At 47.3% G+C, this 13,230-nt stretch carries 11 protein-coding genes; all 11 read left to right on the top strand.

The window, feature by feature from the left end; all coding sequences use genetic code 11:
- Nucleotides 1-50: 50 nt before the first annotated feature.
- The 11 genes from lepA (at nt 51) to AB3489_RS12525 (ending at nt 13,184) form a co-directional block, all read left to right on the top strand.
- Entirely contained in the window at nt 51-1,856 is a 1,806-nt protein-coding gene (gene lepA / locus AB3489_RS12575) for a translation elongation factor 4 (protein WP_368293174.1), read from the top strand.
- Nucleotides 1,857-1,991: 135 nt separating this feature from the next.
- Entirely contained in the window at nt 1,992-3,329 is a 1,338-nt protein-coding gene (gene hemW, locus AB3489_RS12570; RefSeq protein ID WP_368293173.1) for a radical SAM family heme chaperone HemW, read from the top strand.
- A 158-nt stretch (nt 3,330-3,487) separates the two neighbouring features.
- Nucleotides 3,488-4,537, top strand: coding sequence for a heat-inducible transcriptional repressor HrcA (gene hrcA, locus AB3489_RS12565; RefSeq protein ID WP_019226583.1), 1,050 nt, complete (start codon nt 3,488-3,490; stop codon nt 4,535-4,537).
- Nucleotides 4,538-4,558: 21 nt separating this feature from the next.
- The gene (grpE, locus tag AB3489_RS12560) at nt 4,559-5,134 is read left to right on the top strand and encodes a nucleotide exchange factor GrpE (protein WP_019226584.1); all 576 of its coding nucleotides are present in this window, start codon (nt 4,559-4,561) and stop codon (nt 5,132-5,134) included.
- Between the two features lie 91 nt (nt 5,135-5,225).
- Nucleotides 5,226-7,085 carry a molecular chaperone DnaK gene (gene dnaK, locus AB3489_RS12555; RefSeq protein WP_368293172.1) on the top strand — a complete coding sequence of 620 codons (1,860 nt, stop codon included), beginning with the start codon at nt 5,226-5,228 and terminating at the stop codon, nt 7,083-7,085.
- A gap of 314 nt (nt 7,086-7,399) precedes the next feature.
- On the top strand, nt 7,400-8,542 hold the full coding sequence (gene dnaJ, locus AB3489_RS12550) for a molecular chaperone DnaJ (protein ID WP_368293171.1): 1,143 nt from the start codon (nt 7,400-7,402) through the stop codon (nt 8,540-8,542).
- A 44-nt stretch (nt 8,543-8,586) separates the two neighbouring features.
- A complete protein-coding gene (gene prmA / locus AB3489_RS12545; RefSeq protein ID WP_368293170.1) occupies nt 8,587-9,513 on the top strand; it encodes a 50S ribosomal protein L11 methyltransferase in 927 nt (308 codons plus the stop codon).
- A gap of 22 nt (nt 9,514-9,535) precedes the next feature.
- Nucleotides 9,536-10,273 (top strand): 16S rRNA (uracil(1498)-N(3))-methyltransferase, encoded by a 738-nt coding sequence (locus tag AB3489_RS12540; protein WP_368293169.1) that lies wholly within the window; start codon nt 9,536-9,538, stop codon nt 10,271-10,273.
- A 118-nt stretch (nt 10,274-10,391) separates the two neighbouring features.
- Nucleotides 10,392-11,804, top strand: a complete 1,413-nt coding sequence (gene mtaB, locus AB3489_RS12535; RefSeq protein ID WP_368293168.1) for a tRNA (N(6)-L-threonylcarbamoyladenosine(37)-C(2))-methylthiotransferase MtaB — start codon at nt 10,392-10,394, stop codon at nt 11,802-11,804.
- Between the two features lie 86 nt (nt 11,805-11,890).
- A complete protein-coding gene (locus AB3489_RS12530; protein WP_368293167.1) occupies nt 11,891-12,748 on the top strand; it encodes a hypothetical protein in 858 nt (285 codons plus the stop codon).
- A 91-nt stretch (nt 12,749-12,839) separates the two neighbouring features.
- The gene (locus AB3489_RS12525) at nt 12,840-13,184 is read left to right on the top strand and encodes a histidine triad nucleotide-binding protein (protein ID WP_368293166.1); all 345 of its coding nucleotides are present in this window, start codon (nt 12,840-12,842) and stop codon (nt 13,182-13,184) included.
- Nucleotides 13,185-13,230: the final 46 nt, after the last annotated feature.

The raw sequence follows: 13,230 nt of genomic DNA, 5'->3' as shown, positions 1-13,230 counted from the left end.
GTTTGGTATAATGATATGCTGGCATTATATTCGGGGAGAGAAGAATATCCATGGCAAACGCTTCATCTAAAATCAGAAATTTTTCGATCATTGCCCATATCGATCACGGCAAATCTACTCTTGCCGATCGGCTGATTGAGTATACCGGAACCATGTCCACCCGGGAACTCAAGGAGCAGGTTCTCGACTCCATGGATTTGGAACGGGAGCGTGGTATTACCATCAAATTGCAGGCAGTTCGTTTGCGCTACAAGGCAAAAAACGGAGAGGTCTATGAGCTGAATCTGATCGATACTCCCGGACATGTTGACTTTTCTTACGAAGTTTCCCGGAGTCTGGCTGCCTGCGAAGGGGCTTTGTTGGTGGTCGATGCGGCCCAGGGTATTGAGGCGCAGACTCTTGCCAACGTCTATCTTGCATTGGAAAATGATCTGGAGATCATTCCGGTTATTAATAAAATAGATCTGCCAAGCGCAGAACCTGACAGAGTCAAACAGGAGATTGAAGATGTGATTGGGATTGACGCGAGTGAGGCGATCCTCGCATCGGCCAAAGTGGGGATTGGGGTCGAAGAGATCCTGGAAGCCATTGTCAAGAGGATTCCTCCGCCTAAGGGTGATGATGAAGAACCTTTAAAGTCATTGATTTTTGACTCAAAGTTTGATTCCTACAAAGGTGCGATCCCTTATATTCGATTATTTGACGGTAAAGTCTCCAAAGGAACGAACATCAGGATGATGTCCACCGGAAAAATGTTTGAAATCACCGAAGTTGGTGTTTTTACCCCAGGAATGACGATTGTCGATGAGCTGAGGGCAGGCCAGGTTGGCTATATCGCGGGCAGTATCAAGAATGTCGGGGATACCCGGGTCGGGGATACCGTGACGGATAACGACCATGCGGCGGCGGAACCGCTGTCGGGCTACCGCAAAGCGGTATCGATGGTTTTTTGCGGCCTTTATCCGGTTGAAACTTCCGACTTTGACAGGCTGAAGGATGCGCTGGAGAAACTTCAGTTGAATGATGCGAGTTTAATGTATGAAAATGAAACGTCCGCAGCGCTGGGTTTTGGTTTTCGCTGTGGTTTCCTGGGTCTCCTGCACATGGAAATTATCCAGGAGAGACTCGAGAGGGAATTTGGCCTCAGTATTATTACGACCGCACCGAGCGTTGTTTATAAAGTAAATACCACAGCCAAGGAACAGGTCTTTATCGATAACCCTGCGCTTCTGCCGCCTGAAGGAAAGATCGAATCGATTGAAGAGCCTGTGGTCAAGGCTACGATTATGGTACCCTCCGAGTACGTAGGCACCATCATGGAACTGAACCAGGAGAAAAGGGGTACGTTCCTGAACATGGATTACATCACCGCTTCGCGCGTAAGTCTCTATTATGAGCTTCCGTTAAGCGAAATTGTATATGATTATTTTGATCAGCTTAAATCCCGGACCAAAGGGTATGCGTCTCTGGACTATGAACTGATCGGATACAAGGAAGCGGATCTTGTGAAACTCGATATCATGCTGAACGCTGAAATTGTTGATGCACTCTCCTTCATTGTCCATAAAGACAAAGCATATTCTCGTGGACGCAAACTTGTTGAAAAGCTGCGCAGCCTGATTCCGCGGCAGATGTTTGAGATACCTGTTCAGGCCGTGATCGGTGCCAAGGTCATTGCCAGGGAGAATATCCGGGCTATGCGCAAAGATGTTCTGGCCAAATGCTACGGTGGTGACATTTCCCGGAAACGCAAACTGCTGGAAAAGCAAAAAGAAGGCAAGAAACGCATGAAACAAGTCGGCAGTGTGGAAATACCCCAGGATGCTTTCATGGCAGTGCTCAAGATGGACGATTAATTTTACTTTGCTCGGGTTAGACCCAAGGCAGCACCTCCTGCGCTGTGCTCCGCTTGGCGCTGGACATCCATTACGGTGACTTAGTCTGCAGCTTGGGAACGTAAATATTAAAAATCGCTGTATTAGGTGATTCGTATGACTTCTTTATATGTTCATGTTCCGTTTTGTGTAAAAAAATGTTCCTACTGCGCATTCTATTCGGTACCTTATACTGCTCCCATTATCGCAGACAGTAAAATATTCGGTAGCGTAGATGGGGCTGACCATATGTTATTATCAGACCCGGCCTCCGATTTGGTCTTCGTCTATTTGCGCGGACTGGAGCGGGAGCTTGAGTTGCGAGCTAAGGAAGCCTCCCAGGGGGTTTCTTCTCTTTTTATTGGGGGCGGAACGCCCACAGTTCTGAATGCCAGTCAGCTTGATCAGCTGCTGAATCTGATTTACCGGTATTATTTTAAGGCCCTGAGCCGGACAGACTCGACAGAACTATCTGATCCGATAAGGGATCCCCGTATCCATACTTCCAGGACCGGTCAGGTCCTAGAAAAAACAATTGAGTGTAATCCCGGCACACTTGACCGGGAGAAATTGATGCTCTGCCGGACGTACGGGATCAACCGGATATCGCTCGGCGCTCAGAGCTTTGATGACCGTCTGCTGAAAAGCATCGACAGAATCCATACCGTGGAGGATATTCACAGGAGCGTCACCCTTATCAGACAATCGGGGATAGATAACCTGAACCTTGACCTGATTTTTGGACTTCCGGGACAGAGAATGGGAGATTGGCAGGATACGCTTCGCCAGGCCATCGCATTGTCGCCTGAACACCTTTCACTCTATGCACTTACGCTTGAGGAAGATACCCCGCTGCATAAAGAATATGCATACAGTCAGGCAGGCAGTCCGGACTGCAAGGAAACCTTGGATGGCTTGAACAGCCGGAATCGCCTGGATCGTCTGCCGGATGACGACTTGCAGGCCGATATGTACGAATGGGCGGTTTCTTATCTTCAAAGCTGCGGCTATGGCCGCTATGAAGTTTCCAACTTTGCGAGGCCCGGTTTTGAATGCAAACATAACCGGTCTTATTGGCGAGGGCAGGATTATATAGGTCTTGGACCGGGGGCAGTCTCATGTCTGAACAACGTTAGAACCAGGAATCCAGAGGATATTGCCGGTTATACCCGGATATTGGAATCTGGACAAAGACCTTTGGACCCTTCGGCAACCGAAGTACTGACCAGAGAGCAGCAGATCTCTGAATTTATGATGCTGGGGCTGCGTACGGCAGATGGAATCGACACCGCAGAATTTTCTGCAAAATTTCAAACGGAAATTCAGGATATTTATGGACAAATTTTGCAAAACTATATTGATAGAGATATTTTCCGACTTGCCGAAGGCAGGTTGAAAATTAACCCTGCCTGCTTTTTCGTGCTCAATGCGGTTCTGGTGGATTTCATTTTGTAGCTAAATTTAACGATGATCTAAGCTGAATTGCAGCTACATTGTACACGATTCGATGATTATTCCTCTTGACATTATTTTACCATCATGCTAAATTATGTTCAGATGATTAGCACTCACCTTAGTAGAGTGCTAACAAATCAATCGGAGGTGGCACTTTGATGGAAATGGATGAAAGAAAACACAAGATTTTAAAAGCGATTGTGCAGGATTATATTGCCACCGCGGAGCCTGTCGGTTCCAGAACCGTTTCCAAAAAGTTTGAGCTGGGGGTGTCTCCGGCGACGATCCGCAATGAGATGGCAGATCTCGAAGAGTTGGGACTTATTGAACAGCCCCATACATCTGCAGGAAGGATTCCTTCCGACTCAGGCTATCGCTATTATGTCGATTATCTGATGGACCCTTTGAGCCTGAACCATGATGAAAAGAAAAATATCAACCAGGAGATCACCAGCAGACTCAGCGAAGTGCAGGAAGTCATCGAATACACCGGAAAGCTTATTTCCCAGGTGACGAACCTGACCAGTATTGTACTTGGACCAAAAAGCCGAAACGGTATTCTAAAGAATTTGTATTTTCTCCCCTACGAGCAGGGGAAGGCCATCATGGTGACCGTGAAAGAGAATGGTTCGGTAGAGAATAATATTGTCGATATCGGTTCGGATACAAGCCCGGAGGAACTTCAGATTCTGGCGAATATTTTCAACCAGAAAATGAGCGGAACCAGGGTACAGGATTTGAAAAAAGGCCTGATCAACGAAATATACAGCGAGCTTTCCAGAAAACGCCGCATTATTGATGGAATGATGGGTATTTTGGAAAGAATGTTTGATGATAAGGATGGAGAGTCCGAAGAACGGGTCTACCTTGGCGGGACATTAAATATGCTTGATCAGCCTGAATTCAGGGATATCAATAAAGTTCGAAGTCTCTTTTCCGTATTTGAGGAGAACAATAAGCTGAAGGAGCTTCTAAGTCATGATCAAAAGGGATTAAGTATCATGATCGGAGCGGAAAATGCTGATCAGGTATTTAAAAATTGCAGTATCATATCTGCAACCTACCAGATTAACGGGAAACAGATTGGTTCAGTGGGAGTTTTGGGTCCGACCAGAATGGATTACGGCAAAGCGATTGCGATTGTAGATTATATGACAAACAGCTTGACCGAATTGCTGACAGAGAGGCACCGGAGGACCCGGACTTAGATCAAGAAGGGAGGCAACTGCGTGAACAAAGAAAAAACAAATCAAGCGTCTGCAAACGCTCAGGAAGATAAAGAAAACCAGAACATTGGGCAGGAGAATGAAGAATGCCTGACTGAGGAGATTGATCCTGTCGATCATTTGCAGCGCCTGCGTGAGGAAATTGAAGAGCATAAGTTCAAAGCGGAAGACTATTATGCCCAGATGCAAAGACTGAAAGCTGAATTTGACAATTTCCGCAAAAGAACTCAGAAGGAAAAAGAAGACACTGCCCGATATGCTTCGGAAAGGGTCATTCAGTCCCTGCTGCCGGTCCTGGATAATTTTGAAAGAGCGATTGCTTCCAGTCGAAAAAACAAAGATTTTGAAGCATTATCCCAGGGTGTGGAAATGATCGAAAGAATGTTTGTGAAAGTTCTGGAAGATGAGGGGCTCAGAATCATTGAAACCGTCGGCCAGGAATTTGATCCGAATCTCCACGAAGCCCTGCTGAAAGAAGAATCCGACCAGCCGGAGAATATGATTCTGGAAGAACTTCAAAAGGGATATTATCTGAAGGATAAAGTGATCAGGCCTAGCCGGGTCAAAGTTTCAGGCTGATAGTATTAAGCTAAATCTCAGTCTGATCAAAGAGTATATGAGTTGAAAGAAACGAAAAATACGATATGAGAATTTGCAAGGAGGAAATCAAATGGGTAAAGTAATTGGTATTGACTTAGGAACCACCAACTCTTGTGTTGCAGTACTTGAAGGTGGTGAACCTGTTGTAATCCCTAATCCTGAAGGAGCACGTATTACACCTTCAGTCGTCGGCTTCTCCAAGAACGGCGAGAAACTGGTAGGTCAGGTGGCTAAACGCCAGGCTGTTTCCAATCCGGACAACACGGTTAGTTCAATTAAGCGTCATATGGGCACTAACTATAAAGTGACTTTGATGGATAAATCCTATACACCGCAGGAAGTATCTGCAATGATCCTGCAGAAGCTCAAAGCTGATGCGGAAGCTTATCTGGGGTCTTCAGTCACTCAGGCTGTCATCACCGTTCCGGCGTATTTTACCGACGCCCAGCGTCAGGCTACCAAAGATGCCGGCACGATCGCCGGTCTTGAAGTTCTGCGTATTATCAACGAACCTACTGCAGCAGCACTGGCTTATGGACTTGACAAAGAACATGACCAGACCGTACTCGTTTACGACCTTGGCGGCGGAACATTTGACGTCTCGATCCTCGAACTGAGTCAGGGAATGGTCGAAGTTAAAGCGACAAATGGGAACAACCTTCTCGGCGGTGACGACTTTGACCAGCGTTTAATGGATTACATTGTTGCCGAATTTAAAAAGAGCAACGGTGTTGATCTTGCCAAAGACCGGATGGCCCTGCAGCGTCTGAAGGAAGCTGCTGAAAAAGCCAAAATTGAGCTTTCCGGCGTTGCCCAGACTAATATTAACCTGCCGTTTATCACAATGTCTGCTGAAGGGCCGCTTCATCTGGATATGAATATCACCCGCGCCAAATTTGAAGAGCTTGTAGCAGATTTGATCGAAAAAACAATGGGACCTACCCGTCAAGCGATGGAAGATGCCAAACTTTCCTTCAACGAAATCGATCAGGTGATTCTTGTCGGGGGATCTAGCAGAATCCCTGCAGTCCAGGAAGCCATTAAGAGAATTAGTGGCAAGGAACCACATAAAGGTGTTAACCCGGATGAAGTCGTTGCGCTCGGCGCGGCTATCCAGGGCGGGGTTCTGGCCGGTGAAATGAAAGATATTGTTCTGGTTGACGTTGCCCCGCTTTCCCTCGGGATTGAGACCCTGGGCGGTGTATTCACCAGGATCATTGACCGGAACACGACCATTCCGACCACCAAATCTCAAGTCTTCTCGACTGCAGCCGACAGCCAGACTTCGGTAGATATCCATGTGCTTCAGGGTGAGCGCGAGATGGCTGCTTACAATAAGACACTCGGCCGCTTCCAGCTTACCGGAATTCCGCCTGCCCCAAGAGGTGTGCCGCAGATCGAAGTCAAATTTGATATTGACGTAAACGGTATTGTACACGTTTCGGCGAAAGATATGGCAACCGGTAACGAACAGAAAGTAACCATCACGGCTTCAACCGGCTTAAGCAAAGACGAAATTGAAAAGATGCGTCAGGATGCCGAGGCCAATGCTGAGAAAGACAAACAGGCCAGAGAATTGATTGATGCCAGAAATCAAGCAGATTCACTGGCATACCAGGCTGAAAAGACCCTGAAGGACTTTGAAGGCAAAGGCGACGCCACCGAGCGGGATGCGGTCAAGAAGGCTGCTGAAGAACTCAGAGCCACGGCCGGCAGCGATAATGTCCAGGAAATTAATGCAAAATCGGAAGCGCTGACCAAAATCCTCTATCCGTTTGTGGAAAAAATGTATCAACAGCAGGGAGCACCCGGTGCAGGTTCGCAGGGACCTGACGCAGGACCAAATCCAGGACAGCAGGATACCGGAGCCGGCAAGGAAGATGACAATGTTGTCGATGCTGAATATACCGAAGTGGACAAGGATAAATAAACAGAATCAGTATTAATCAGATCATTTATTTAATCGATTAATCATGAAGAGTCTGCAGATAATAACGATGTTGAAACACAAAAAGTACCGGTATTTAGCCTCAAAGCTAAATACCGGTACAACGCGCCTTGAATCTTAACATATTAATGATAATGGTAGTATAATGATACATTAGAAAGAGTCTATAGGTAATCAAAAGGGTCTAAGGGTGCAGCAGTATCTTTGGACCTGCTTCGGCATTCGGAGGAATGCAGGTCTTATTTATGTCTTATGCGTCTTGTATTGATATTTAGGGAGGAGTTTCGGCTTAAATTATGAAACGCGACTACCATGAAGTTCTGGGTGTCAGCAAATCTTCCAGCGTGGATGAAATTAAAAAAGCTTACAGGAAGATAGCAAAGGAAAACCATCCCGATGTCAAACCGGGAGATAAGCAAGCGGAAGAACGCTTTAAGGAAGCTACCGAGGCTTATGCGGTATTGAGCGATCCGGATAAGAAAGCAAAATATGACCAATATGGCCACTCCGGGGTGGACTTTAACGGACAGGGCTTTGGAGGATTTGGCGATTTCTCTGATTTTGCTGATTTCGGCCTTGGAGATGTTTTTGAAATGTTTTTCGGCGGTGGTATGGGCGGAGGTTCCAGAAGAAAAGGCCCGGTGAAAGGCGCCGATTTGAGATATGATCTGTCCATCACGCTGCATGAAGCTGCCTTTGGCATGAAGAAGCAGATCGAAGTTCCGATCTCAGTATACTGTACCGAGTGCGGAGGAAGCGGCGCGGCTCCCGGCACGAATCCGACCACATGTTCACAATGCGGCGGTACTGGGCAAATCAGGGCAACTCAGCGTACGCCGTTCGGGCAGATCGCTACGACCAAGACTTGTGTTGCTTGTGGCGGAAAAGGGACAATGATCAGCTCTCCGTGCAGCAAATGCAACGGCAAGGGTAAAGTGAAAGAAGTTAAAAAGATCGAAGTCAATATCCCGGCAGGCACTGAGGATGGATTAAGTCTGCGTTACAGCGGTTATGGCGAGGCTGGAGAAAGAGGAGGACCGTCCGGAGACCTATATGTTGTTCTGCTCGTTAAGAAGGATGAATTCTTCCAGAGAAACGGCAATGATATCTACGTTGAAATTCCGATCACTTTTGTTCAGGCCGCCCTGGGTGATGAAATCGACGTGCCTACCCTTCACGGAGATGTCAAAATAAAGATACCCGAAGGAACCCAGACATCGAAAGTCTTCAGAGTCAAAGGAATGGGTGTTCCTTACCGGAGGGGCAGCGGGTGCGGTGACCAGCATGTCAGGGTGATTGTAGCAACGCCTACCAAACTCACGGAACGTCAGAAAGAGCTGCTCAGCGAATTTGGAAAAATAACGACCGAAGGTCAGCAGCTTGGCAAAAAATCGCTTTGGGACAAGGTGAAGGATAATGTCCGGGATGCTATCGGTTAATTGCAGTTTAACGGTGAATAAGATCTGAGAAAAGGGAGTTTGCAATGAATTGGACTGAGATAGCGGTAACAGTATCATCTGAGGGAGAGGAGGCTGTTACCGATCTTTTTTATCGGATAGGCAGCAAGGGTGTGGTTGTCGAATCGCCTGAGCTGATTAAAGGGTATGTTGAATCCGGGATCTGGGATTATCACATCTATGCGGATTTAGAAGTAACGGGAAAGTGTGTGGTCAAGGGTTATTTTCCGGAGGATGAAAGCTTAAGTCCCAGGATCGCCTCCTTACGGGAAGAACTTCTGCTTTTCAAGGAATTATTTCCGGACTGGATGGTGGAGACGAATTCCGTGATGGTTAAGGAAGAAGACTGGGAGAATGAATGGAAGCAATACTTTAAACCAGTCCGAATCGGCAAACGCTTCCTGATCAAACCGACCTGGGAACAGGCGGACGCGCAGGATCAGGTGGTCATCATTGAGATTGATCCCGGGATGGCTTTTGGGACGGGTACCCATCCGACAACCGCTCTCTGCCTGGAGGCGCTGGAAGACTATATTCAGGAAGGTTCGGACGTCTTTGATATTGGCACCGGCTCCGGGATCCTGGCTGTGGCGGCCGCCAAGCTCGGGGCAAACGTCCAGGCCGGAGACATTGACTCCCTGGCTGTGCGGATTGCGCGGCAAAATGCAGCGCTGAATCACATGGAAGATAAAATTAAGGTTGAAACGGGAAACCTCGGTGAGGTCTTTACGGGGAAAGCTGATGTCGTCATCGCTAATATCATCGCGGATATAATCATTGAACTCCTGCCTTCCCTGCCTCAGCTGATGAAACCGGAGGGTATCCTTCTTGCTTCCGGCATCATTGATACCCGGGAAAACAATGTTCTGGAAAAAATGAATGCGGCAGGCCTCCGCTGTATTGGAAGGCTTGAAGATGCAGGCTGGGTACTGCTGAAAGCTACGTTTACTTGAGTGTATCGAGAGAGGGAATCCTATGCACCGTTTTAAAATCTCGTCCCGCGAAAAGGACACTTTTAACATAACCGGAGAAGAACTTCATCACCTGACTCATGTGGTGCGGCTTGAATGCGGCGCAAAAGTCATGGGCTTTGATAATTCCGGCGGTCAGTGGGTCGGGGTCATTGAAGAACTAGCCAGGGACTCAGCCTGCTGCAGAATTGTTGAAGAGGAATTCCCTGACGTGGAAGCAAAGGCAAGGGTATACCTTGTCATGGGACTGGCCAAGGGAGAAAAGATGGAGTGGGTCATCCAAAAAGGGACTGAGCTCGGAATGGCCGGACTTATCCCTTTAAGGACGAAACGGTCTGTCCTGCAACTGGAAGGAGCTAAAGCACGGGACAGGGTGGTCCGTTGGCAAAGAATCGCGGCTGAGGCTGTGAAACAATCTCACCGGGTTATCGAACCGGAAATTATGGAAGTTGCCGATTGGACGCAACTGAAGGGACTGCTGCCGGTAGAGACGCAGTGGCTGATTCCTTATGAAGATGAAAAGACGCACTCCTTAAGGGAAGTGCTTCAGGGATATGAACCCAGATACCCGATTGCCGTGCTTATCGGGGCTGAAGGGGGCTTTGCGCCGGAAGAGGTGGCCTGGGCCGAGGAAAAACTTCAGGCCAGGAGTGTCTCTTTGGGACCGCGTATTCTGCGGACAGAGACGGCAGCTCTGGCAGCCCTTGTAATGGCTCTCGCTTACTTCGGCGATCTTGGATAGATGCTTTGATCATATGGTCATTTATGTTAGTTCATAAGCCAGAAGAATTTTTATATTTTCTATTCGGGCAGTTATTTGATGGATGTTGTATTTGTTAAGAGGAAAAGAAGCCAAGCGTATGAATAAAGAAGATAAGCAGATGATAACCGAAAACATGAAAAACGCAGAAGGCTTGAAGGTAAGTTTTCTGACGCTTGGCTGCAAGGTCAACCAGACTGAAAGCGAAGCACTTTCTCAGCTGCTGGCCGGTGAAGGTTATAAGACCGTCCAGGAGGCCGATTCTGCCGACGTGATCATTATTAATACTTGCACCGTAACCGGTACAGGGAGCATGAAATCCCGCAAGCTCATCCGTAAGATGGTCAAGGATCATCCGGGTGCGATCATCGCTGTCATGGGCTGCTATGCCCAGCTAAGTCCTGATGAGGTTGCAGGGATCGATGGAGTTGGTCTGATCATGGGAACTCAGGACCGGAGTTCCCTGCTTCAGTTTTTACGCGATATTCAGGACGAACGTGCTGCCGGTGCTTCAGCAAAGAAGGCAGCCGAATCTTTAAGACCTCTCCGAAAGGTCAAAAGTTTTGAAGAAAGCGTGAAATATGAGGAGCTTCCGCTGATCAAAAGTGAGAGCCGGACACGGGCCATGCTGAAGATTCAGGATGGCTGCAGCCAGTTTTGTACATACTGCATCGTACCCTATACCAGGGGGCCGTCACGTAGCCGTGATCCTGAAAATATCTACCGGGAGGCCAGGGAACTTCTGAAGGCAGGATACAAGGAAATTGTACTGACCGGTATTCATATCGGCGCCTTTGGCAGGGACTTTGCCGATAAGAATATGAATCTGGGACTTCTGGTCAGTGAGCTGGTGAAACTACCGGGGATGAAGAGACTCCGGCTTGGCTCGATTGAACCGATGGAGTTTTCGCTGGAATTACTGGAGGTTATTGCTGCCAATGCAGCAGTTTGCCCCCATTTCCATATTCCGCTTCAGAGCGGTTCCAACAAGATCCTGGGAAAAATGAACAGACCTTATACGATAGAGGATTATGCTGCTTTGCTGAAGCAGATAAGGGCCAGAGTTCCAGACGTGGCAATCGCCACCGATATTATGGTCGGCTTTCCCGGAGAAACAGATCAGGATTATCAGGACGGCCTGCGTTTTATTGAGAGCTGCGAATTTTCCGGTATTCATGTTTTCCCTTATTCCCGGAGGCCCGGTACACCCGCGGCGGATATGCCGGAGCAGATACCCAACCGTATCAAAACAGCCAGGGTCAGGGAACTGATTCAGATCGGTGAAAAGAGCCGAAGAAAATACGAGAGAAAATTTATTGGAAAACAGCTTGAAGTACTTTTGGAGAATGTGGATCAAGACGGAAGAGCCCGCGGACATACCCGAAATTATCTGGAACTTCGAATTCCGTTCAGCCTGGCTGAGAGCGATCTCATCACTTATACTGTCCGTGAGGAGGATCTGGTTTCTGTCCCGGGAAACGCTGCTAGCAGGGAAATCAATGAAGCTGAATAAAGCACAATTTGTCAAATGGTGTTTAATCTTCTAATATTTTATAATATAATAATTAACAAATAATCCTCTAAATACAAGGAGCCACAATGAAGAAGATCGGGAATTGGAAGAAGCCCCTTATTATTGTTTTAATTGTAGTCATTGCGCTGGGTGTATTATTATTAAAAGCACCATTGTACGCACAAGTCCGAAGCTATGCGGTGATGTGGGCTTACACCAAATATGAAAATTCCAAGAGCCTAATGGATAAACAGCAAGTCTCTGTTCAGATCCCGGGCGGTTCCAGTACGGAAGAAAAAGACTGGTACCCATTTGTCATGGTATTTAACGATAATAAAGGTTTTTCGCAGTACACCGGAAGAGACCTTTCCCTGTCGATACTCTATAATTTTGGCGCGTTCAGCTGGAATTACGGTTCGTCCACGCTTTACAAGGATGACTCGCCTTATTATGCGAGCTTTTATGGCGGATATCTGATCAAGGACAACTCCGGGCAAAGCAAGTATGGTTTTTCGGCGGATGGGAAGCTGAATAACAACGAAATAATGGCTGTAGCGAAATATGATTATAAGAAGCTGGTCCTGGACGGCCTGGGATGCCCTGCCAAGCAGCAGAAAATGAATGTTCTTTCTTCCGAGGTTAAGAGCGGGGTTACGTATGCAGGTTATGAAGGCTGGGAACAAATCGATGCAATCATCTTGGTAAACAGTCCGGCCCACAAATATGAGGGCAGCCGCCGGGCTTACATTCAGTACGGTAATCCGCTCAAAAAAACCAGTCTGGAGGATTTCCCGCTGATTAAATCCCGTGCAAGAATTTATGCAAGATATTTTAAGGAGTTTGACAGTACAGTCTTTTTGTATATTTTGACTCCTTTTGCAGATACGCTGGAGCAATGCGACCAACAAATTCTCAGTAAGACAGTGATTGCAAAAAGCGAATAACCCGGAAGCAAAGGACATTAATCTAACCAGTAGGAACATGTAGGTTTAGAGTTGATAAGGTATTAAGGATACAAAATTGGAGGTTCGGTTCGTGGACAATTGTATTTTTTGCAAAATCGTGAACAAGGAAATTCCTTCAGCAATCGTCTTTGAAAACGAAGATATCCTGTGCTTTAAGGATATTAACCCCGTGGCGCCTGTTCACATTCTGGTTATTCCGAAAAAGCACTTAACCAGTCTGAATGATTTGACAGAAGATGACATGGCTGTGACCGGCAGGATTTTTGTCCTGATCAAGCAGCTTGCAGCAGAATTCGGGGTCGCGGAATCGGGCTACAGGATTGTTGTGAACTGCGGACCTGACGGAGGTCAGGAAGTCGGACATCTGCACTATCATCTGATCGGCGGCAAGCCGCTGGGCAAGAAAATCGGCTAAACATCTTTTGGAAAAACCGTCAGATTAGGACTGAGTTGTGTTTTGA

Origin of the sequence: Dehalobacter sp. TBBPA1, from assembly GCF_040931655.1 — a bacterium.
GTDB lineage: Bacteria > Bacillota > Desulfitobacteriia > Desulfitobacteriales > Syntrophobotulaceae > Dehalobacter > Dehalobacter restrictus.
The sequence above is the reverse complement of the archived record's forward strand: the minus strand, read 5'-3'. Positions and strand labels throughout refer to the sequence as shown.

Bases quoted from the DNA above. Each gene is read 5' to 3' on its own strand.
- AB3489_RS12530 (WP_368293167.1), top strand. From the start codon at position 11,891: ATGAAGAAGATCGGGAATTGGAAGAAGCCCCTTATTATTGTTTTAATT.
- prmA (WP_368293170.1), top strand. From the start codon at position 8,587: ATGAATTGGACTGAGATAGCGGTAACAGTATCATCTGAGGGAGAGGAG.
- dnaJ (WP_368293171.1), top strand. From the start codon at position 7,400: ATGAAACGCGACTACCATGAAGTTCTGGGTGTCAGCAAATCTTCCAGC.
- hemW (WP_368293173.1), top strand. From the start codon at position 1,992: ATGACTTCTTTATATGTTCATGTTCCGTTTTGTGTAAAAAAATGTTCC.
- AB3489_RS12540 (WP_368293169.1), top strand. From the start codon at position 9,536: ATGCACCGTTTTAAAATCTCGTCCCGCGAAAAGGACACTTTTAACATA.
- dnaK (WP_368293172.1), top strand. From the start codon at position 5,226: ATGGGTAAAGTAATTGGTATTGACTTAGGAACCACCAACTCTTGTGTT.
- mtaB (WP_368293168.1), top strand. From the start codon at position 10,392: ATGAATAAAGAAGATAAGCAGATGATAACCGAAAACATGAAAAACGCA.
- hrcA (WP_019226583.1), top strand. From the start codon at position 3,488: ATGGAAATGGATGAAAGAAAACACAAGATTTTAAAAGCGATTGTGCAG.
- lepA (WP_368293174.1), top strand. From the start codon at position 51: ATGGCAAACGCTTCATCTAAAATCAGAAATTTTTCGATCATTGCCCAT.